Genomic DNA, 21,429 nt, shown 5'->3' with positions numbered 1-21,429 from the left:
TGTCATTGGAGAAGTTGCGTCCAGTGACGCTCGCGATTCAGAAAGAATATTCAAAAGAGTCGCGTGGCGGATCATGCCTATCCTGTTCCTAGTATTTGTTCTGTCCTATATGGACAGAGTTAATATCGGATATGCGAAACTCCAATTTTCGGAGACGCTTGGGCTTACGGACGCGACCTATGGCATGGGAGCAGGGATATTCTTTATGGGATATCTCGTGTCAGGAATCCCAAGCAACATGCTTCTCGCAAAAATTGGTGCGCGAGCCACTATCTCGAGAATTATGGTGACTTGGGGAATAGTCTCATCGCTGATGATGTTTATCAGTACGCCTATGCAATTCTATATTCTCAGATTTTCTCTAGGTCTTGCTGAAGGGGGGCTGGCTCCTGGAGTGTATCTATATCTGACTTACTGGTTCCCGGAAAACCGTCGCGCGAAAATGGTTGCCATATTCTTGGCGGCCGTTCCGGTCGCTGGTGTCCTGTGTGCGCCAGTATCGGGGTATCTGCTCGAAAGCATGCGCAACGTTGGGGGACTCTACGGGTGGCAATGGATGTTTCTGATCGAGGGTATTCCGTCGGTCATTGTCGGTGTGTTCGCATACTTCCTTGTCGAAAACGCTCCCAATACGGCAAATTGGCTCGCAGAAGACGAGAAGAAGGTCATTGCCGCAGCGTTGGCGGCTGACGCCAACAATAAAAACGTAAGTAAGCGTCGTATCAATATAAAGGACGCGCTCACCTCCAAAACATTCATTGTTCTCGCTACGATCGAGATCATTGGCGGGGTCGCTATCGCGGGATTTGCGTTTTGGTTACCTCAGATAGTTCATGACCTCGGGGTCGTCAATTTGGGCAGCAATGGTGTTATTACCGCTATCCCGTATCTCTCTGCGAGCATAGGGATGGTTGTCTGGGGATATCTTTCCGATCGGTTCAAGGAGCGCAGGTGGCACTACGCGATAGCGGCATCTTTGGGCGCTATCGGCCTATTTGTTGCCTGCCGCAATACCGGAAATGTCTATCTGGCGATGTTTGGTCTTACGTTGGCCTACACGGGGATCATGTCGTGTGTCAGTGTGTTCTGGGCTTACGCAACGACTTATCTCAAGAGTGGTGCCGCAGTCGTCGGAATCGGGGTGCTCAATGCCGCTGCCAGTTTGGCGGCTTATGCCAGCCAGTACGCATTCGGCGTTGTCAGTATGGCCACGAAAAATTCACTTTCCGGTTTATACGGAATTGCTATCAGTTTGATGGTTGGCGCATTGCTTGTGTTTCTTCTGCCGAAAAACCTAGAGAATGCGTGATCGGTGAAAATCGAAAATCGAGCGGAAGAGCGACTGAAGTTCATATCTCTCGTTAAGGCGGTCTTCCGTAGTCTGAATCGCCCCGGGTCAGGGCGCTCCCCGTAACTTATAGAGGCGGCTTGACGCCGTTCTTCTCGACAAGCACGCTAGCGGCATCGACTCGCCCGTGATCGCCAGGCACAGCCAGGACAAACACGGCTGCGCCTGGTTTGAGATCGTCAAAGGCCGCCGGCGCGAAGGTCACCACCGGTGCGGATGCCGGAACTGAGATTGTGAGCGTCTTGTCGCCATAACTCAGGTTGAGATCGCGGGCGCCCTGTTTGTCCACGATAGACGTTACCGTTGCGCCCGTCATGGTGCTTCCTGGGGCCAAGTCCCAGGCGTAATGTCCTTCGCCGGTTCCGCGTCGCTCTTCCCGGTACACCATGACCTCGGTAGCCTCAATGCCACTTGCCGTGGGCATTCCGGCCGCACCGACATACGCGCCCGGTTTAATCGTGTCGGCAGCAAAGGGCTTGACTGCGGCGTACCGCGTCCGGTCCTCAAGCGTGAGCTTCATGTGCGTGCCCTCACGCGTCAACACGGTGAGCTCATGGCCGTCGACTGATTCGATCTGACCTCGCACATGCGTGGGTGCGAAGAACTGGTTGATCTGCCGGGCGATATCGACGTGGTCCTCCTCGAGCGCGAAGTGGCCGGTGTCGTAGTAGTGAACCGATGCGTCGGGCACTTCCTGCTTGACGGCTTCGGCTCCCGCCGGCAAAAAGATCGGGTCATTCTTGCCCCACACAACCAGCGCGCGCGGCTGGTACGTGTGCAGGTAGGCCTGCCACACCGGGAACAATGCAACATTGCTCGGAATGTTCAGTTGCAGGTCCGTCATGATGCGGCGGCTGTCGGGGTTTGCCAGCGCCACCGCATCGTTCGTCCAAGCGTCGGGATTGAGCGCTGTCGGATTGCGAGCGCCATGCTGATAGAGCAACAACGCAGTCGCAAGCGACACATGGCTTTCCGCCAAGGCGTGCTTCTCCGGTGTGATCGCGCCTGAGATGGCTGCGTCGCGCGCGCGCCGCGCGGGATCAACGCCCGCTTCGGACACAATCGCATTCTGAAAAACAAGACCGGATATCCAGTCCGGATGATCCACCGCCATGCGCATGCCAACCGGACCGCCAAAGTCGGTCATGTACACGATGAGATGGGGATCTCCAAAATTCTGGACGAATTTTTCGATAACGGCGGTCTCGTTATCGAAGGTGGGCGTGAACTTGTCGGCCGGTGGCGCATCGCTATAACCCATGCCCGGGTAATCGGGCGCCACCACATGGAAATTGTCGGACAGCAACGGAATCAAATCACGGAACTCGTGCGAGGAGGAGGGAAAGCCGTGCAGCAAAAGCAGCGTCGGCTTGGACTTTTCTCCCGCTTCCCGGTAGAAAACCTTGATACCGTCAACGTTGGCGTAGTGGTACGAGACATCAGCCGCCTGCGCACCGGCGCAAGCGAGAGTGAGTACCGATGTTGCAAACGCGCACACGGCGCGTTGCATGAGTTTGGTGAGTAGCAACATAGAGCGTTCCTTTTTCGGAGACCGATAGTGGGGCCGCGGCCCGGTTTAGTTTGGAGATGCATTAGCACAAACGTCAGTTAGTGGGAGACGTTGTCCCGGGGCAGAAAACCTCACATCATTCAACCTTTAAAAGAGTAATCCTTGGCAGGCCACTTCACATTGACACACGGAACTTGCATACGCCGAAACCAATAGAGGCAAATCCGGGCCTGCTGCATTTGCCGTGCAACTGGATCTCATCTCCATCCTCAAGATAACTTCGTGTTTCGTCCGTGGCGAATGAGAGCGGGGTCTTCCCGTCGTCTGTCAATTCCAAAAGGCTGCCCGCGGAACCGGGTTCGGCACCGGAAATCGTGCCGCTGCCAATGAGGTCGCCCGGGCGCAGATCGCAGCCCCCCATCGTGTGGTGCGTAACCATCTGCGAAGCGGTCCAGTAAAGTTCGCGGGTCGACGTCGTCGAGATACGCTTGGGCGAGAGGCGTGCGTCGCGCATGCGCCTGGAAGAGATCAAGACTTCCAGGTCGACAGAAACGGCGCCGCTTTCGGCATCTTCACGACCATCAAGGTAACCGAGAAGTGCGGGCTCGCCAGCGGTGCGCACAGGCCGGCTCGTGCGGAATGGTGCCAATGCCTCGGGCGTGATGATCCAGGGCGAGACAACCGATCCAAAATTCTTCGCGAGGAAGGGACCCAAGGGCTGCGATTCCCAGGCCTGGATATCACGTGCTGACAAATCGTTCAGAAGACAGTAGCCGCCTATATGATCGAGCGCGTTATCAATAGGGATCGGCGCACCCAGAGCGTTACCCGCCCCAACCCATATCCCCAACTCGAGTTCGAAGTCGAGCTTTCTCGATGGTGCGACTATCGGGGCCGAGTCGTCTTTCAAGCGAAACTGTCCGACCGGACGCGCAATCTCAAGGCCCGACGCGCGAACCGAGGAAGCCCGACCGTGATACGCAATCGGCACGTGTGCATAGTTCGGGAACCTATTGCCCGGAATTTGGCGGCGACGTGCGGCATACGTTGCGTGATGCACCCCGGCGAAGAAATCGGTGTAGTTGCCGACCCGTACAGGCAGTTCAAGCCTGCATTCGGATAACTCATGCAGGAGCAGCGATTTCGCGCCTTCCAGCTTCAGGATTTGCGCTGTCGAGTCGGTGAGGAAGGTGGAGAGAAAATGGCGCAGCTGGCGCCGAGCCGGCGCTCCGAGTGCAAGAAAGCGATTGAGATTCCCAGCGTAGGCGAGGGGCGCGAGGATTGTCCTTGCATCGGGAGACGCCATTTCATACAGGACCCTCAGATCCAGGATTTTGTCACCGATCGCGACTCCGGCCCGCGCCGCTCCGCGGCGAGGCAAGAAAATGCCGAGCGGAAGATTCTGCACCGGAAAATCTGGGTGACCGTTGGCACTTGTCACCCAGCTTTCAAGGTCCATGGAATGAGTTGAATCAATAGCGTTGGACATTATATTTTCTGGTCAGGAAGAACCGCTACCGCTCGGGTCCAGCCGGCACTTGCGGCGTGAATTTTCGTCGGGAAACAGATGATAGTGAAACCCTTAGCCGGCAGACTCTCGAGGTTGTGTAGCTTTTCGATCTGGCAGTAACCAACCTCGCGTCCCGCCTTGTGACCTTCCCAAATGAGGTTGGCATCGCGAGTCTCGGCAAAGCGCTTCGCCGTGTGCACAAAAGGCGCGTCCCAGCTCCAACCATCGGTTCCGACAACGCGCACGCCTTTCGATGCCAGATGCAGCGTCGCCGCACGTCCCATCCCGCAGCCGCTTGAAACATAGTCATCCTGACCATATCGCTGACCAGCGCGTGTGTTGATCACCACAATTTCAAGGGGCCTCAACGTGTGGTCGATCCGCGTGAGTTCACTGTCGATTTCATCGGGCGTCACGACATGGCCGTCCGGCAAATGGCGGAAGTCGAGTTTGACCCCCGGTTGCATGAACCAGTCGAGTGGCACCTCGTCGATTGTCATGGCGCGAGCGCCGCCATCCATAGTTGGGTGGTAGTGCCACGGTGCATCGACGTGCGTGCCGTTGTGGGTCGACAGCCTGACCGTTTCGACAGCCCAGCCCATTCCCTCGGGCAACCGGTCGACGGTCATCCCGGGAAATGATGCAACCAGGGCAGGTCCCGACGCCGCATGGGCGGTGTACACAATCGAAGGGCGTAGCGTCGCAGGATCCGCAATCGTGTCGTTGTCGATCGCGATGGAAATATCGATTAGTCGTGGCAATTTCTTTCTCCGTATGACAATGGCTCGATAGCAGTGACTTGATGAGGCACCCGCGATGCTTGCATCGCGATGACATTTCAGGCGATGGCGGTCATGCCCGCTTCGGCTCGATGCCAGTTTTCACAATCGGTTGACGGGCCAGCAGTCCGATGAAGGGCAGCAAAAGTGCTATGCCGCCTAGCGCGATCCAGGCGCTCGATGGGCTATAGAACAACGCGACCTTGCCGTAGAACGCGGGCACGACCACGCCGCCAACCGCGGCGATCGTCAGCATCAATCCGCTTGCGGTGGGCACGTCTGCAAGCGGGATCCTGTCGCGATACGCGCCGGGCACGGCAATCCACACGACAAAGCTGAGAGTTCCAAACGCCCCGATCACGGCGGCGGCAATTTGCACGCCCCCTATATCGAGCAGGGGAATGAGGGCGGTTGCCACAGCCTGAATACAACATGCGCCGATGATGGTGGGCACAAGACCAAACAGCCGGTCCGCGCACCAGCCACCGATCGCCCCGCCGATGAAACCGCTTAGCAGCAAGATCGTGCTGAGCTTGTTCGCGGCGTGAGCGCTCGCATGCAAGTGCGATATCGCGTACGCCGGCAGAAGTTCGACCGCAGTAAAGTAGCTGCCGTAGCCTGCGAGCAGGGACGCGCCCATCAGCCAGAGGTCGCGGTTGTAGAACGTCCGTCGAAACATGCCCTTGCTCAAATGGCTGCCGCCCAAATGTCTTGCACGGGCGTGCGGCGGAGTCGGGAACAGAAATAGCAACGCGACGAATGTCACTGCGCCAACGACTGCGCCTAGCATCAGCGCATGGCGCCATCCGGACGCGGCCACGATCCCATCCCAGAGATAGAGTCCCAGCGCCGCACCCGCGGTGAAGGCAACGCCCGTGATCGCGCCATTGGCGGTCGCCAGCTCATGATCTCGAAACCATGCGGTCGTCAAACCGATCGCGCTGCCGAGGTATATCGACCCACCGACCCCACACAGAAAGCGTCCGATCAGCAAGATGTCCAGGCCGGGCGCGCGCGCGGAAATCAGCGTGCCCAGCGTTTCGACGGCAACACCCAGAAGGAGGGCGAAACGCAGGCCGAACACTTCAGCCAATATGCCGCCTGGAATATGAGCGATGCCATAGCCCGCGATAAACGTTCCCACGATGAGGCCCAACTGCGGGAGCGCCAGATGCATGTCCGCAACAATGGCGCCGAACGCCGGGACGATGTTGAACCAGTTCAGCGTGAACTGGAGGAACGAAAAGAAAATGATGAGCAGAGCCAGCCAACGGTTATTCATCGCGAACCTCTAGCTCTTTAGCTCGGTCGTTAGCGCGGTCATTTGCTCGCTCATTTGCTCGGTCACGCGGTGTGATGGGACTGCGGGAATTGATATGCACAAGTCACTCTCCGAAACTCTTGCACGATTGAACGGCGTTCTGCTTCTGGGTCTTTGCAATACGGACGTCATGGCCAAGGAGCGAGGTTTTTCGTGGTCCGAAGAGCTCGCTCCCGTCCACGTGTTCACAATGCCTTTAACGAGCGAATTTGTACAATTGATCCTTCTGGTAAGCTGTATTGATGCGATCAATGTGACGATGCCATGCGCTTCAACAAACTCGACTTGAATCAACTGGTGGTTCTGGACGCGCTGCTAAGCGAACGCAGCGTGACCAAAGCCGCCCAGCGGCTATTCCTGAGCCAGTCTGCGACGAGTTGCGCAATGGCCAGGCTGCGTGAGTATTTCGATGACGAGTTGCTCGTCCAGGTAGGCCGGGCGATGGTCTTGACACCCAGGGCGGAGGAACTGAAACGGCCCATCCGGGAAGTGCTGCTGCAAGTCCAGGCCATAACGAATGAGAGCCCTGCCTTCGACCCATCCACGTCGGACCGTAAGATCGTGGTGGAAACGTCTGACTATGTGATCAGCGTTTTTCTCGGCGAGGTCCTCAGGCGTGCGTCCCTGGAGGCGCCCCTGATGAAGTTCGGGGTGCGCACTGCTGCCACGCTAGGGCTCACGCATCTGGAAAATGGCGAGATCGATCTTCTGATCACGCCCGACTTTCGCGCCGGATCGGCTTATCCTTCGGAATCGTTGTTCGAGGATTCGTGGTCATGCCTGGCTTGGGCGGAAAACGACCGGATCGATGATGTGCTCACGTTGACACAGTATCTTGAGTTGGGTCACGTGATCATGGAATGGGCCGGAGGCGCAATCGTCACATCTGACAGCCGGGCAGCGGCCGCGCTGGGCTATCAGCGTCGAGCGGAGGTGACCGTGGAGACTTTCCGGATCGTGCCGGCTTTTTTGGTTGGGACCCGCCGGATCGCTACATTGCAGACCCGCCTTGCCCTATTGCTGCAGCGCGACTCCCCGTCGCTACGAGTGCTTCCTTGCCCCTATCCCATCCCCGAGCTCGTTGAAGTTGTCCAGTACAACAAGTTTCAGGAGCGCGATCCGGCACTGGTGTGGTTCCGGCAGTTGATGCAGGAAGTTGCAAAAGGACATGAGGATAGTCATAGGCTCATGTCCTGAACGCCGCCGATAAAACGGGAATATTGGAACAATAATCGGCGACAATCGCAACGCATCGAGCGTTCAGGAAGACGCTGGCGCTGTGCGCGGCCCATGGCAGAGCTCCCAGCAAAACTCGAGAAATGCCTCGACCGCAGCCGGAGGTAAGCGCCGCGATGGCCTGATAACGTACAGCGGAAAGGTCTCGCCCGGCCAATCCGGGAACAACTCCACCAGGGCACCGCTTGCAAGCAGATGCTCCACGCCGAGAGCCAGGACTTGCGCCACACCAACGCCGGCCACGCAAGCTCCGACCATCGTATCGACGTCCGTTAGCGTCAGTCGGCCTGTGGTCTCGACCGGCAGGATCTCTTTGCCTCGGTGAAATTCCCAGTGAAACGGTTTGCCGTGCTGGGGATCGATGTACTGGATACAGTCGTGCCCGGCGAGTTTCTCGGGCGTCGTGGGTCGCCCATGTTTCTTGAGATAGGACGGCGACGCCACCGTCAGCACGCGGGTTTCGAGCAGCAGCCGGGAGGACATGCCCGACGCCGGCTGCGGACCGAACCGCACCGCGACGTCGATGCCTTCAGTCACCAGGTCGCCCGCATCCGGTAGCTGCACCACGACCAGGTCGAGTTCCGGATAGCGCTCAGTGAATTCCGGCAATCTCGGTGCCAGTACGTTGCGGGCAAACACGGGATTCAGGCTTACCCGCAGTGTCCCGCGAACCGTCACAGCCGCGCCTGACACGACATTGGCCGCATCCTCTATGCCGGAGAGATGGGGCGCCGCCAGTTCGTAGAGCCGGGCGCCTTCGCCGGTCAAGTGCAGCGCGCGTGTCGTACGATCCAGCAACCGTACACCCATGCGCGCTTCGAGCCGCGAGATAGACCGGCTCACGCCCGAAGCCGACAGTCCAAGCACTTCACCCGCCCGCGTAAAGCTACCGGTCTCGACGACGGCCGCCAGCACGCTCATCCCTGCAAGCAATCTCCCGTCAAAACTCATCGGATCTCACCTTTGACTTTTAGCATAAATCTTTTGATTGCCCCTATCTTAATCAAAAGTCGCGGGAGACGTATCTTTCTCATCAACGGCGCGCCGCAGTGGTTGCCGCCACTCAGTAGGGCGACTTCGCACCGTCCTTTCGCCGTAATCGATAACCAAAGCTAATGGAGCTCACCATGTCTGGCACTGCACGTACCATCCTTTTCAAGGGCGGCACCATCGTCACGATGGACGCCAATGTTCCCAATCTTGCCACCGGCGATGTCCTGGTCGAAGGCGACCGCATCGTGGCCGTTGGTCCCGACCTGAAGGCCGATGACGCCGAAGTCATCGACGCCGCCGGAAGCATCGTCATGCCCGGTCTGATCGATGCGCACCACCATGCGTGGCTCGGCGTGATGCGCCGGATGATGCCCGACGTTGACGATCTCTTCGCCTACATCGATGTCGTCGCCGAAACCCTGGGCGCGCATTATCGTCCGGCCGACATGTATTTGAGTACCCGGCTGACGGCGGTCGCTTCGCTCGATGCGGGCATTACGACCCTCATCGACGCCTGCCACAGTTCGCGCAGCCCTGAGCACACCGATGCCGCGCTCGAAGCACTCGACTCGGCCGGCATCCGGGCGCTGCACATGGTCGGTGCGGCAATGGATAAGAAAGCATCCGCTGCCCATCTGCCGCAGGACCTGGAACGCCTCGCACTTAACTGGAACGGTGAAGCCGCCCGAGTGCGAGTTGGCCTCTTCGGTCAGCTCAATCTCGACTGGTGGAAAGTCGCACGCCGGCTCGACATGCAGATCCTGACCGAGTTCATCGGCGATCTCGCCAAGCTCACACCCGAATTCGCAGAGCCGGGGGTACTGGGCACCCACAACATCTTCAATCACTGCGCTCGCGTCCCTGAGGAAACGTGGAAGCTGTTCGCGGATGCGGGCGTGAACGTCACCGTCAATCCCCGTTCAGATGCGCTGTTCGGCTTCGACGACGAGAGCTTCGCCTATCAGCGGGCGATCGATCACGGCCTGACGCCGGCGCTCGGCATCGACCTCGACACCGCCTTCGGCAGCGATCTGTTTGGCGAGATGCATGCCCTGTTCGGGCAGCAGCGCTCGGCCATGCGGTATCGCCGTTTCCGCGGCGAGGCCGACGCTCCCGCGCCGATCTCGGTCGAGGCGGTGCTGCAAGCCGCAACGATCAATGGCGCCCGCGCCGCGGGTCTGGAACGTTCGATCGGCTCGCTGACCCCGGGCAAGCAGGCCGACATCATCATGGTGCGCACCAACGGCGTGGCCGTCTTCCCGGTGAACAACGCCATCGGCACCATCGTCCAGGCTGTCGAGCGTTCCGATGTCGACACCGTCATGGTTGCCGGCCAGTTGCGCAAGCGTGCCGGCAAGCTGATCGACGTCGATCTGGCGAAGCTTTCGGCTGAGGCGACCGCCTCTCGTGACTACCTGCTCGACGCTAGCGGCTACCGGCCTGACCTCTTCGAGACGTCGGCTTCCTCACTCAACACTTCCGTCTGAGTGTGTTCGGCCGCCCTTCGCTGGGCGGCCTGCACCCACGACTATTGAACTGGAGTTAATCATGCCGTCGCTTACCCTGAAGACGACAGGCCGGTCCGAGGCCACGCCGACTTATCTGGCCCGTCCGTCCCTTGCCGTCATCGCAATGCTCTTCTGCGGTTATCTCGCCGTCGGTCTGCCGCTTCCCGTCATTCCGCTCTTCGTGCATGACAAGCTAGGCTTTAGCAACCTCGTCGTTGGGCTTGTGATCGGCATTCAGTTCCTCGCCACCGTACTGACCCGTGGCTATGCCGGTCACGTGACCGACCATCAGGGCGGCAAGCGGGCAGCCTTGCAGGGCGCGGCCTTCTGCGCCTTGGGTGGCCTGCTCTATCTGGTCGCTGCTACCCACGGTCTTTCGCCGGCAGCCAGTCTTGCCATCGTGATCGCAGGGCGTCTGGTGGCAGGCCTTGGAGAAAGTCAGTTCGTCACCGGCTGTGTGTCCTGGTCGATCGCGTCGGTCGGCCCGCAACGCGCAGGGATGTCGATGTCCTGGACTGGCATCGCGATGTTTGCAGCACTAGCGATTGGTGCGCCCGTCGGCATGGGCCTCTACCAGCGGCTGGGCCTTCAGGGCGCGATGGCTGCGTGCATCGTCGCACCGCTGCTCGCTGTCGGTATTGCCTTTGCTGCGACCTCGTACGTTTCGCCGGCGGGCCATCGACTGCCGTTCTATCGCGTGATCAGCCAAATCTGGCGAGAAGGATTGGGCTTGATGCTGCAAGGCGTCGGGCTGTCCGGGCTTACGGCATTTGCCTCGCTCTATTTCGCGATGCGTGGCTGGGGCCATGCCGGACTCGTCATGACGGCGTTCGGTATCGGCTTCATCCTGATGCGCATAGCGTTCGGCCATCTGCCCGATCGCGTTGGAGGCTATCGCGTTGCCCTTTGGTCGCTTGCCATCGAAGCCATCGGCCAAGCGATGCTGTGGGCCGCGCCGTACGAGATCGTGGCGCTCGCGGGTGCGTTCGTCACCGGCCTTGGCTGCGCGCTGGTCTTTCCGGCCCTCGGTGTCGAGGCGCTCAAGCGCGTGCTGCCGGCGAATCGCGGCAGTGCGATGGGTGCTTTCGTCGCCTTCCTCGACATTGCCTATGGCATTGCCGGGCCCGCGGCTGGCCTCATTGCCGGCCAGTTCGGGTACGCCGCGGTCTATCTGCTCGGTGCGGCAAGCGCGATTCTTGGCATGGGCCTAGTCCTGATCAGCCGCCTCAACCGTCGCTCAGCAAGCTGAGCATCTCATCCTCGGAACCGGCAACGCCTATGTCGCCGGTTCACCATCCAGTAAGTACAGGAGAATTCACATGGCACGCATATTCATTTCCGGTTCGTCCACGGGCCTCGGCTTCATGGCGGGCGAACTGCTAGTCGCGCAAGGGCACCAGGTTGTCCTGCATGCCAGGAACGCCGCCCGCGCAGAAGTTGCCCGGCGCGCGTTACCCAAGGCCGAGGCCATCGTCGTGGGCGACCTTGAAACCATCGCCGGCGCCAAGGCGCTTGCTGCGCGCATCAACGAACTCGGCCACTTCGATACGGTGATCCACAATGCCGCGGTCGGCTATCGCGAAGGGCCGCGCCGCACCACCGACGGCTTGCCGCATGTCTTCGCGATTAACACGCTGTCCGCCTACATCCTGACCGCGCTGATCGAGAAGCCGAAGCGGCTCGTCTATCTCAGCTCTGGTATGCACCACCAGGCTGACGCCAATCTCGACGACATCCTCTGGCGCAAGCGTCGCTGGAACGGATCCTCGGCCTATGCGGAAAGCAAGCTGCATGATGCAATGGTGGCATTCGCGATCGCGCGTCGCTGGCCCGATGTCTTTTCCAATGCGCTTGAGCCCGGCTGGGTACCTACCCGGATGGGTGGTCCCGGTGCGCCCGACGACATGGATCAGGCGCATCGCACCCAAGCCTGGCTCGCCGCCAGTGACGATGCGCAAGCTCAGGTGACGGGCCAGTACTTTTACCACCTGCACCCGCTCGCTCCAAACCCGCAGGCGCAGGATGCTGTTCTCCAGAACCGGCTCATCGCGCGATGTGAAGAGCTCTCCAAGGTCCATTTGCCGGTATAAGCGCTCGCCAACCATGGCGTAAAGACATCTGACAACAGAATGCGCGCAATGTGGTGTAGCGCACATCGCAGAGCGCATCGAAGCGTTCACATATACCGTCGCAAACGTTGTTCGCGACAATGCTGCATGTGGCGCCTAAATGCGCGTTGACGCGACTTTGAGTCATGTCCGGCCGGATCAATCGCCGGGCGTACAGGGTAGACCCTAGCGAGAATAGAAATAATATGGATACCAAATTGCAAAACGATTTATCCGAGACGCATAGGGTCGCTAACGCGCCATACAGGATTCATATCATTGAGACTCTAAATGATTTAAAAGCCGTACGCCGCGAGTGGGAGGAACTCGAGGCCGCGTCTGAAGAGCATTCGCTATGCTTGACGTATCGGTATTGCGAATTGTCTGCGGCCCGTGTGATTGCCAAAGGCGGACTCGTTGTGGCCGTTATGGTGTATGCCCATCATGATTTGCTGGCGATATGGCCACTTGCGATTCATCGTAAAGGCATGCTGCGCATCGCAAGCGTGATGACGTCCGGAAACATCGAGGAGTACGGTGGGCCGCTTATCAAAGGTCGGGCAACGGCGCCAGTGGTTGCAGAATGTGTTCGCGCCGCGATGCAGGTTCCAGCCGACGTTCTCGAAATTTCGTTTGTTCAGGATGGCAGCCTGTTGCAGGAGGCACTTGAGTCGAGCCCGCAGCCGTGGCTGCTGCGGTTATCGCCCATAAGATTGAATGTGCTTCCCGGATACTCGATAGGCCTGCGGGAGTTCGACAAATGGGAAGACTTTACCGACACGCTTTCGCCATCTCTTCGACGCAACCTGCGACGTTACCGAAAGGGGCTAAGTTCGATAGGCAGTACCGAATTCGGATGGTGCACCACGTTCGACGATGCCGTGGCAGTGCTGACCTGGCTGTTTGCCAACAAGCGGCGCTGGGCCGAGACGCGCGGCTTGAATACACAATACCTGATGGACAATGAGGTCAGGGATTTTTTCATCGAGCTTGCGCAGCAAACGGACCTGTCGACCGTTCCGCTCGTCACCTTCATCAAGGTAGACGGTGTGCCCGTGGCTGCGTCGATTAATCTGGTTGGACCCCGAACGCTTGAATACTGGATTTTCACCTACGACGAGGCATACAGCCGCTATTCGGTCGGCAACCTGCTGACCGAATTCGTTGCCAGGTGGACCCACGCCAACCGTCGGGATTTCGACATGCGCGTCCTCTACAACGAGTACAAGACTTATTGGGCGAATCGCGAAACATCTCACCAAACGCGCTGTGTTCTTCTTAGTGCGCGTGGCCGGGTGATGGAAATTCGGTTGTTGTTCTATCTGATTTCGCGCGTGCAGCGTCGACTTGGCAAGACGGTCGCTTCTGCGCTCGAAAAGCAGGCACGGCTTGCGCGGCGCTTGTTGCGATCGAGATCCAGCGAGGCACGCGACGCGTAATTCGCTCAACCGCGAGGCCGAATTCACATTTCGCAGACACGTAAGAAAGTCGCCGAAGACGATGTCTGAGGTTTTGCCCGGCATCTCGATCGCTAATCTGCTGCCAGGGCGACGTTTGCCTAAAGAAAAATTCTAAAGCCCGACTGAAGCGCGGCGTCTATCCAGCACTTCGGGATTCAATATGCTCGGCGGTCGACCTGCTTGCGGACCGATGTCGAGCGCGGCGAGCAGGTTGTCGACGGCGAGATTGGCGTTCGCCCGGCGCGTTGCTATTGTCGCGCTGCCAGTGTGTGGTGTCATCACGAGGTTGGGGGCGCGTAGCAACTCCGGATGCAGTGCCGGCTCGTTCTCGAAGACGTCGAGCCCGGCGGATGCGATCGTTCCGTCCTTGAGCGCCTGCGCCAGTGCACCGTCGTCGACGATCCCCCCGCGCGCAACGTTGACGAGCGTAGCGGTGCGTTTCATCCGAGCAAGTTGCGGCGCGCCGATCAGGTGATGCGCTTGGGCGCTGTACGGCAACGTCAGGATGACGTGATCCGCTTCGCCGAGCAATGTGTCGAGCGGTACATGACGCGCTCGACTCTGCGCTTCCAACTCCGGCGCGAGCCGCGTTCTGTTGTAGTACATCACGTTCATGTCGAAGCCCGCTGCGCGACGCGCAATCGCCTGACCGATGCGTCCCATGCCAACGATGCCCAGCGTCGATCGATGCAGGTCCATGCCTAGCATGAGGTTATACGCAAAACCACGCCACGAGCCGGAGCGCACGAACTGGTCACTCTCGATCATGCGCCGCGAGGCGGCAATCATCAGACCCCACGCGAGATCGGCGACGCTCTCGTTCGATAGGTTCGGGGCGTTCGTCGCGACGATAGAGGCGCGGGTCATTGCCGGCAGATCGAAGTTGTCGTAACCGACCGACGCATTGCTTACCGCACGCAAATGTGGACAGCTGTCGATCAACGCCTGGTCGATCCGATCGGTACCCAGCAGTAGCGCGCCCGTCTTGTCGGCCATCCGGCGGCGCAGTTCGTCGGGTGCGAACGGCGTGTCGGTCTCGTTGCACTCCACATCGAAGTGCGCTTCGAGTCGTTCGATGATGTCTGGAAAAGTTGCCCGTGCAACCAGAACTTTGTGCTTCATAGGGTGAGCCTCGCTCTAATCTGTAATGTAGAAATCCTCGTTCGTCGCCCTCCTTATGCCACTGCTTGACGAGTTCTGTCGAGCGCATCCGAGTATCCAGCCCGACGTCCAGCTCGATGATGGTATCGGCAACTGGGTGCTGGATCGCGTCGATGTCGGTTTCAGGTTCGGCGCCTCGCCCAACGAGGGCGTGATCGGTCGGCAGCTCTTTCCGATCCAGATGGTCGTGTGCGCGGCGCCCGACTATCTCAGAGCGTACGGGACGCCATCGACACTCGATGACCTGGCGGCCCATCGCTGTAGCGTCTTCCGGCATCCGGTTACCGGCAAAGTATCGCCTTGGTATCTGACGGTGGATGGCAAGCTCGAACATCGGCAGATGTCGCCTTCGTTCGCGACGAATGACACAGATCTGGAAGCACAAGCGGTGCTCGCGGGTCAGGTCATGGGGCAACTGTCGAGTTTCCTGGCAGCGTCCCATATCCGGGCAGGACGACTGGTGCCAGTGCTTGTGCAGCATATGAGCGCGCACACCGGGTTGCATGTCTACTACGGAAGCCGAACGGCTCAGCCCAAGCGAGTAAGAGCGTTTCTGGATCTCGCATTCGCTCGACTGCATGACTGCAGCGACTACGTGCTCGCTGATAAAGAGCTCGCGCAGTTTGAGTCGCGGTCCGAAGCGATCCCGCCGCGCGCGGTAGTGCGCTCAGCCGGTTCGGCACGCACCTCTCGCATGTCGCCGGAACGACTGAGCTAGTTCCGCGAGCCAAATGCGGTATGAAGAATTCCAGCAACAGGTTGTTTTTAAAAGAAAAGCGATCGTCTTTCTCGGCTGGAAAGTTCCTCGTTAAGTGAACGCGGGTCCAAGTTAAGCGAATCTGGACAGCAAGCCTTGAAATTGTCACGCCTCGCCCATATACTTAGCACTCGTTGGCGGAGAGTGCTAACAATCCCAGAATTTTTGGCGAGTATGGGGTTTACCCGTGCCGCTTTTGAGTCTGTTCTCGTATCTATGTGAGGAGTGAGTATGAACCTTCGTCCGTTGCACGACCGTGTAATCGTTAAGCGCCTGGATCAGGAAACCAAAACCGCCTCGGGCATCGTGATCCCCGAAGCCGCTGCTGAAAAGCCGGATCAAGGCGAAGTCTTGGCCGTGGGCCCGGGCAAGAAAGATGACAAAGGCGCAACGATCGCCATGGACGTCAAAGTTGGCGACCGCATTCTGTTCGGCAAGTACGCAGGTCAAACCGTCAAGGTCGACGGCAATGAACTGATGGTAATGCGCGAAGAAGACATCATGGCTGTTCTGGTCAAGTAATCAGCTGAGTAATCAGTTGGGACGCGGATCGCACGCTAGCCAGCATTCTGGCCGGCGTCGCACCAGCAGAAAAACGAATTCAAGGAGTTGTAAAGATGGCAGCTAAAGACGTCGTATTTGGCGATATCGCCCGTGCCAAGATGGTCGAAGGTGTAAACATTCTGGCCAACGCAGTTAAAGTCACGCTGGGCCCGAAGGGTCGCAACGTGGTGCTCGAGCGCAGCTTCGGCGGCCCGACCGTGACCAAGGATGGTGTTTCGGTCGCGAAAGAAATCGAACTGAAAGACAAGCTCCAGAACATGGGCGCGCAAATGGTGAAGGAAGTTGCTTCCCGCACCAGCGACAACGCCGGCGACGGCACCACCACGGCTACCGTGCTGGCCCAGTCCATCGTTCGCGAAGGCATGAAGTACGTCGCTTCGGGCATGAACCCGATGGACCTGAAGCGCGGTATCGACAAGGCTGTGGTTGCCGCTGTCGAAGAACTGCGCAAGATCAGCAAGCCCTGCACGACCAACAAGGAAATCGCTCAAGTCGGCTCGATCTCGGCCAACAGCGATTCGTCGATCGGCGATCGTATCGCTGAAGCGATGGCCAAGGTAGGTAAAGAAGGCGTGATCACGGTGGAAGACGGCAAGTCGCTGGAAGACGAGCTGGAAGTGGTTGAAGGTATGCAATTCGACCGCGGCTACCTGTCGCCGTATTTCATCAATACCCCGGAAAAGCAAGTTTCGCTGCTCGAAAACCCGTTCGTGCTGCTGCACGACAAGAAGATTTCGAACATCCGCGATCTGCTGCCGCTGCTGGAGCAAGTTGCTAAAGCCGGCCGTCCGCTGCTGATCATCGCAGAAGACGTCGAAGGCGAAGCACTGGCTACGCTGGTTGTGAACAACATCCGCGGCATCCTGAAGACCACCGCTGTCAAGGCACCGGGCTTCGGCGACCGTCGTAAAGCCATGCTGGAAGACATCGCGATCCTGACCGGTGGTCAAGTTATCGCCGAAGAAACCGGCCTGACGCTCGAAAAAGCAACGCTGGCCGAACTGGGCCAAGCCAAGCGCATCGAAGTGGGCAAGGAAAACTCGATCATTATCGACGGCGCTGGCGACAGCAAGAACATCGAAGCACGCGTGAAGCAGATCCGTGCCCAGATCGAAGAAGCCACGTCGGATTACGACCGTGAAAAATTGCAAGAACGCGTTGCCAAGTTGGCAGGCGGCGTTGCAGTGATCAAGGTTGGCGCGGCTACCGAAGTCGAAATGAAAGAGAAGAAAGCACGCGTTGAAGATGCATTGCACGCAACCCGCGCAGCCGTTGAAGAAGGTATCGTCCCCGGCGGCGGTGTCGCTCTGATCCGTGCCCGCAAGGCTGTTGGCGAACTGAAAGGCAGCAACGCCGATCAAGACGCTGGTATCAAGATTGTCCTGCGTGCGATGGAAGAGCCGCTGCGCCAGATCGTCACCAACGGTGGCGAAGAAGCCAGCGTGGTGGTGGCCGCTGTGGCAGCCGGTACCGGCAACTATGGCTACAACGCAGCAACCGGCGAGTACGTCGACCTGGTTGAAGCCGGTGTTGTGGATCCGACCAAAGTCACGCGTACCGCACTGCAAAACGCAGCGTCGGTGGCTGGCCTGCTGTTGACCACGGATTGCGCTGTTTCCGAATCGGCTAAGGAAGAAAGCCCGATGGGCGGCGGCGGAATGGGTGGTATGGGTGGTATGGGCGGCATGGGCATGGACATGTAATAGTCCGTTCCGAGGAAGCTGATGTTTTATGAATGCCGGCGCTCAGGCGCTGGCGTTTAAATCGGCTTCCCGGATCAACCCGCTTCGCCGATCAGTTCGTGGGGAAGCGGGGCTGCGCAGTAAGAAAAAAGAGCTTGAGAAGATATCTTCTCAAGCTCTTTTTTTTATTGGTTTTCCAAACCGGAATTCGGTGCTGTGATTTGCTGCTGTGAAGCGGCGTATCGGCTCGCTACCCTTACTTCTGCTGAAGCGTCGCCGTATAGGGCGATACCGCGCGCGGGTTGCTCGATTTGACATCCGGCACGGGGTCGCTGGGGTCCGGCTGCGCCGCCAAGTCTTGCACGGGATCCTCCGTTTTGGCCCAAAAAAAACGGTCGGGAATATAGGCGCCCATTCCTGGCCGGAATGCGCCGCGATTCGCTTGGTAGAGATATTCCTGCGCCTCTCGGATCGCTTCGGCCGGCTCCAAGCCATTGGCGAGCAGGGCGGCGATCGCGGCCGCGAGCGTGTCGTTGCCGCCGAGAATGCGAAACGGCTCGCGCTCCCAGCTATCCTGCCGAATCTGGCCTTGCTCGCCATAGACGGTATAGATGGCGTGTTGCGTGCCCGCATCGCCCGACACCACGTATTCGCATCCTTCTGCCAACAAAATGCCGATCGCGTCGGCAATGCCCGGTGCCTCGGCTTCACTGTCGGGTTGGGCGAGCTGGATCAGGTCGCTCTGGTCGGCAACCAGCACGGTGGTCTGGGGCGCCAGCAGTTCGGCGATCGACTCGCGCAACTCATCGGCCGACAGCACGTGCTCGTCGTCGAGCTGGAAGTCGGGCGCCAGTATCAGGGGGACATCATCGTAATCGGCGACGACTTCCGCGATAGCCGCGACAATCTCGGCGCGCGTAGTGCCACCGATCTTGAAAGCGGCCACCGGCATATCTTCCAGCAACTTGCGCGCCTGGCTGGCGACCATGTCCGGGTCGAGCCCGATCACTTCGTCGCACCCCGCTGAGTCGCGAACGGTATAGCCCGTCAGCACCGTAACGCCGTGACAGCCCATGCTCGCAAGCGTCAGTAAATCGGCCTGCAAGCCGGATGCACCGGTGGGGTCGGCAAGCCCAAAACAGAGAACAATCGGGGGGGTGTCGCTGGGCATGAAAGTCTGGTGAATGAACGCTAGGATTTGGATAGGACCGGGCGGCATTGAGTGTGCTTTCCAGCGCGCCAGCAATACTGGTACCATCCCGGTTTTGCATTGTAACGGATCGTGTATCCAAAGCGGCGAGAACAATGGAATACAAAAGCTGGATGTGCCTGATTTGCGGCTGGATCTACAACGAAGAAACCGGGTTGCCCGAAGAGGGCATCGCGGCTGGAACGCGTTGGGAGGATGTGCCGATCAACTGGACGTGCCCGGAATGCGGCGCCCGTAAAGAAGACTTTGAGATGATCCAGATCTGAACTCGGAGTGATTTTGGGTTGACTTCGGGTTGACCTCGGGTTGGCCTGGTAAGGCGCCGCGCCCTGACGGAGTTGTGCATGGAGCAAGGTTCGCAGTCTTTAGAGCAGGAGCCGCAGCGAAATAAGGCGGCAGGCGTCCCCGACTCTGGCGCTAGCGATAGCGCATCGGGTGGGCCCGGCTTGGACGCGTCAACCTTGGTTTCAGGTGCGGCTGCGATGCCGCAACCCGAGGTGGTTCCGAATCCGCGTGGAGGGACGGTTCCGGGCGCGGAGCGGGCGTTGGGGGCGGCCATCGATGCGTTCGAAGCCGGTGCGGATCCCGCTGGAGCGCTTGTGCAGGCGGCCAATGCATTGCGTGCGGCGGGATGGGCAAGCGCGTTACGTTATACGGAAGCGCTGCTTTTTGCTGTGCCACACGTGGCAGACGAGCCTAGCCAGCGCGACTTTTTCGGTAATGCGCTGCGCGATTTCCGTACGGCGGTGTGTCGCCATAACCTCTGGGAATTGGCCTGCAGTGACGAGCTATTCGCGCATTACGAGGTCTTGCGTGGGCTCCTGGCCGAGGTGCCGCTCCCGGCCACGACTACGCTGGACGAACTGGCCTTGGCCGGACGTGCCGTGCCGACGGCCACGCTGCATGCTGAACTGCCCACGGCAGAGGTCGCGCTGTGGCGCGCCCGTTACGAGCGCGCATTGCTTAGCGTACTGCGCGCTGCCGATCAGCATAGCGCTGCCGCCGGTCTCGATACCTTCGATGCATGCTTCACCGCGCTAGCCGGCCCGGATCCTTATGATGCGTGCCGACTGGCGGCCGGTGCACTAAAGGTACTGCGTAGTAGCGAACGTGCTTGTACGCCGGAGGCCAAGCGGCTATACGCCCGCTTCAATTTGGTGTTCGGCGAGCAGGCGCGTGGTTCGCGGGCCGCGTCGGCCGCTACCGTGCGCTATGCGCTCGCGCTGTTATGGCGCGGATTTGCCTTGTACGGCAGTGCGCTGGAGGATCGCGAAGCGGTCGAATTGCTGCGCGATTACGGTTTGTCTATCAACTGGCAATCCCGACAGGGCGGGGCGTTGCGCTCGCTTTGGGATTCCGATGCGTTGGTGCGTGAGCGATCGTCTAATTCCGATGCGGGCCAGATGGGCCAAGCGGGCGAGGCGTCGACTCCGGAATATGCTCAGCAGCCCGGTTTGCCGATACCGCGTCAATTATTGCGCGGTATCGGCGCGTTACGCGTGCACGTGGTGGTGTACGAAGATTTTCTACAGACTGCCGAGGCGGCGATTGCTGCGCTGACGACCTATGCCGCGGCGGCCGCAGCCGATAAACCGGATGCGAGCGCAGCGCTGCAAGCGGGCGATGCGGCGTACCAGCTTGGAGCCACAGCATGCGCGGTCGGTCTGGGCGGTGTGGCGACGCTGGCCGACGCGCTGGGTTTGGCGTGGCGGCGGGTCGCGCACGCGGCAGCCGGTTCAGCCGCTTGCGTCTCGACGAATTCGCATGTTCTGGAGGATGGCGCTGAGGCGTTACGACGCATGCTGCATCAGGTCGCTGCCGGCGTGGCTCCGGCCGATCCGGCGGCATCGCTCACCGGTTTGATTGCACTAATCGAATCGGATCAGCGAGGGTGAGGGGATAAACCTACCTAGCGATGCAAGTAAGCGGATGCTGCCATCCATGCCCGATCCAAATCGCGTCGGATTCACTCCACGCACTCCAATTTCGCTCAACTATTTTTTTATCGTAAAACCATGCTTACTGTTCCTCCGAGTTACCGTTGGTACCGCGACCCGCTTTACCTCGCACGGCTATTGGTTCTCGGCAATTTGCTTTTTTTGCTCTTTTCTCCGCCCGTCACCAATCTGGCCGAAGGTCTGCTTTATCTGTTGATATTGACGGTGCCCAGAGTGCGTCGACAGGTATTGAGCGCGGTTCGGCAACCGATGGTTGCGATGTCGCTGGTATTTGGCGCGTGCCTGATCATCGCCGCATTTTATGGTCCGGCGCCCCGGGCGGAA

At 59.3% G+C, this 21,429-nt stretch carries 18 protein-coding genes and 1 pseudogene; 12 read left to right on the top strand and 7 right to left on the bottom strand.

The genetic code is table 11. The annotated features are described in order from the left end of the window. Positions 1 to 73: 73 nt before the first annotated feature. Positions 74 to 1,309: an MFS transporter gene (locus tag GSQ77_RS20930; protein ID WP_158904676.1), complete on the top strand. Its 1,236-nt coding sequence runs from the start codon at positions 74 to 76 to the stop codon at positions 1,307 to 1,309. 106 nt (positions 1,310 to 1,415) lie between these two features. On the opposite strand, the gene GSQ77_RS20925 is transcribed toward GSQ77_RS20930, so the two are convergent. The 4 genes from GSQ77_RS20925 to GSQ77_RS20910 all read right to left on the bottom strand — a co-directional run bounded on the left by GSQ77_RS20925 (position 1,416) and on the right by GSQ77_RS20910 (position 6,429). After that, positions 1,416 to 2,879: an alpha/beta fold hydrolase gene (locus tag GSQ77_RS20925; RefSeq protein WP_254067721.1), complete on the bottom strand. Its 1,464-nt coding sequence runs from the start codon at positions 2,877 to 2,879 to the stop codon at positions 1,416 to 1,418. Positions 2,880 to 3,033: 154 nt separating this feature from the next. Further along, positions 3,034 to 4,347 carry a fumarylacetoacetase gene (fahA, locus tag GSQ77_RS20920; RefSeq protein ID WP_158904675.1) on the bottom strand — a complete coding sequence of 438 codons (1,314 nt, stop codon included), beginning with the start codon at positions 4,345 to 4,347 and terminating at the stop codon, positions 3,034 to 3,036. After that, positions 4,347 to 5,129, bottom strand: coding sequence for a cyclase family protein (locus tag GSQ77_RS20915; RefSeq protein WP_158904674.1), 783 nt, complete (start codon positions 5,127 to 5,129; stop codon positions 4,347 to 4,349). The genes fahA and GSQ77_RS20915 overlap by 1 nt, the downstream gene beginning before the upstream one ends. Before the next feature lie 91 nt (positions 5,130 to 5,220). Beyond that, positions 5,221 to 6,429 (bottom strand): nitrate/nitrite transporter, encoded by a 1,209-nt coding sequence (locus GSQ77_RS20910; protein ID WP_158904673.1) that lies wholly within the window; start codon positions 6,427 to 6,429, stop codon positions 5,221 to 5,223. 303 nt (positions 6,430 to 6,732) lie between these two features. Between GSQ77_RS20910 and GSQ77_RS20905 the strand changes: the two genes are divergently transcribed. Further along, on the top strand, positions 6,733 to 7,665 hold the full coding sequence (locus GSQ77_RS20905) for a LysR family transcriptional regulator (protein WP_158904672.1): 933 nt from the start codon (positions 6,733 to 6,735) through the stop codon (positions 7,663 to 7,665). A gap of 63 nt (positions 7,666 to 7,728) precedes the next feature. Here the strand turns inward: GSQ77_RS20905 and GSQ77_RS20900 are convergent, their stop codons facing one another. Next, positions 7,729 to 8,655 carry a LysR family transcriptional regulator gene (locus GSQ77_RS20900; protein ID WP_158904671.1) on the bottom strand — a complete coding sequence of 309 codons (927 nt, stop codon included), beginning with the start codon at positions 8,653 to 8,655 and terminating at the stop codon, positions 7,729 to 7,731. A 176-nt stretch (positions 8,656 to 8,831) separates the two neighbouring features. Here GSQ77_RS20900 and GSQ77_RS20895 point away from each other — a divergent pair, with 176 nt between their 5' ends. The 4 genes from GSQ77_RS20895 to GSQ77_RS20880 all read left to right on the top strand — a co-directional run bounded on the left by GSQ77_RS20895 (position 8,832) and on the right by GSQ77_RS20880 (position 13,752). Beyond that, positions 8,832 to 10,184 (top strand): amidohydrolase family protein, encoded by a 1,353-nt coding sequence (locus GSQ77_RS20895; RefSeq protein WP_158904670.1) that lies wholly within the window; start codon positions 8,832 to 8,834, stop codon positions 10,182 to 10,184. Positions 10,185 to 10,245: 61 nt separating this feature from the next. Continuing rightward, entirely contained in the window at positions 10,246 to 11,454 is a 1,209-nt protein-coding gene (locus GSQ77_RS20890; protein WP_158904669.1) for an arabinose transporter, read from the top strand. A 70-nt stretch (positions 11,455 to 11,524) separates the two neighbouring features. Continuing rightward, positions 11,525 to 12,295, top strand: coding sequence for an SDR family NAD(P)-dependent oxidoreductase (locus tag GSQ77_RS20885; RefSeq protein ID WP_158904668.1), 771 nt, complete (start codon positions 11,525 to 11,527; stop codon positions 12,293 to 12,295). A gap of 446 nt (positions 12,296 to 12,741) precedes the next feature. Next, on the top strand, positions 12,742 to 13,752 hold the full coding sequence (locus tag GSQ77_RS20880; protein ID WP_254067816.1) for a GNAT family N-acetyltransferase: 1,011 nt from the start codon (positions 12,742 to 12,744) through the stop codon (positions 13,750 to 13,752). Positions 13,753 to 13,884: 132 nt separating this feature from the next. Here GSQ77_RS20880 and GSQ77_RS20875 read toward each other — a convergent pair whose 3' ends face one another. Next, positions 13,885 to 14,895, bottom strand: coding sequence for a D-glycerate dehydrogenase (locus GSQ77_RS20875; RefSeq protein ID WP_158904666.1), 1,011 nt, complete (start codon positions 14,893 to 14,895; stop codon positions 13,885 to 13,887). A 31-nt stretch (positions 14,896 to 14,926) separates the two neighbouring features. Here GSQ77_RS20875 and GSQ77_RS20870 point away from each other — a divergent pair. From GSQ77_RS20870 to GSQ77_RS20855, 4 genes and pseudogenes are all read left to right on the top strand, one after another. Beyond that, a pseudogene (locus GSQ77_RS20870) lies at positions 14,927 to 15,652 on the top strand (substrate binding domain-containing protein); the annotation flags it as partial. 270 nt (positions 15,653 to 15,922) lie between these two features. Next, a complete protein-coding gene (locus tag GSQ77_RS20865; RefSeq protein WP_158904665.1) occupies positions 15,923 to 16,213 on the top strand; it encodes a co-chaperone GroES in 291 nt (96 codons plus the stop codon). A gap of 95 nt (positions 16,214 to 16,308) precedes the next feature. After that, positions 16,309 to 17,958, top strand: a complete 1,650-nt coding sequence (groL, locus tag GSQ77_RS20860) for a chaperonin GroEL (protein ID WP_158904664.1) — start codon at positions 16,309 to 16,311, stop codon at positions 17,956 to 17,958. 28 nt (positions 17,959 to 17,986) lie between these two features. Then, entirely contained in the window at positions 17,987 to 18,157 is a 171-nt protein-coding gene (locus tag GSQ77_RS20855) for a hypothetical protein (protein WP_158904663.1), read from the top strand. A 36-nt stretch (positions 18,158 to 18,193) separates the two neighbouring features. On the opposite strand, the gene GSQ77_RS20850 is transcribed toward GSQ77_RS20855, so the two are convergent. Then, positions 18,194 to 19,108 (bottom strand): hydroxymethylpyrimidine/phosphomethylpyrimidine kinase, encoded by a 915-nt coding sequence (locus GSQ77_RS20850; protein WP_158904662.1) that lies wholly within the window; start codon positions 19,106 to 19,108, stop codon positions 18,194 to 18,196. Between the two features lie 134 nt (positions 19,109 to 19,242). Between GSQ77_RS20850 and GSQ77_RS20845 the strand changes: the two genes are divergently transcribed. Both GSQ77_RS20845 and GSQ77_RS20840 read left to right on the top strand, forming a co-directional pair. Then, positions 19,243 to 19,413 (top strand): rubredoxin, encoded by a 171-nt coding sequence (locus tag GSQ77_RS20845; protein ID WP_158904661.1) that lies wholly within the window; start codon positions 19,243 to 19,245, stop codon positions 19,411 to 19,413. A 216-nt stretch (positions 19,414 to 19,629) separates the two neighbouring features. Further along, positions 19,630 to 21,042: a hypothetical protein gene (locus tag GSQ77_RS20840; RefSeq protein ID WP_158906420.1), complete on the top strand. Its 1,413-nt coding sequence runs from the start codon at positions 19,630 to 19,632 to the stop codon at positions 21,040 to 21,042. Positions 21,043 to 21,429: the final 387 nt, after the last annotated feature.

The sequence above is a fragment of the Burkholderia sp. L27(2015) genome (assembly GCF_009765705.1).
Taxonomy (GTDB): Bacteria; Pseudomonadota; Gammaproteobacteria; order Burkholderiales; family Burkholderiaceae; genus LMUX01.
This window is presented reverse-complemented; position numbering and strand designations above follow the sequence as displayed.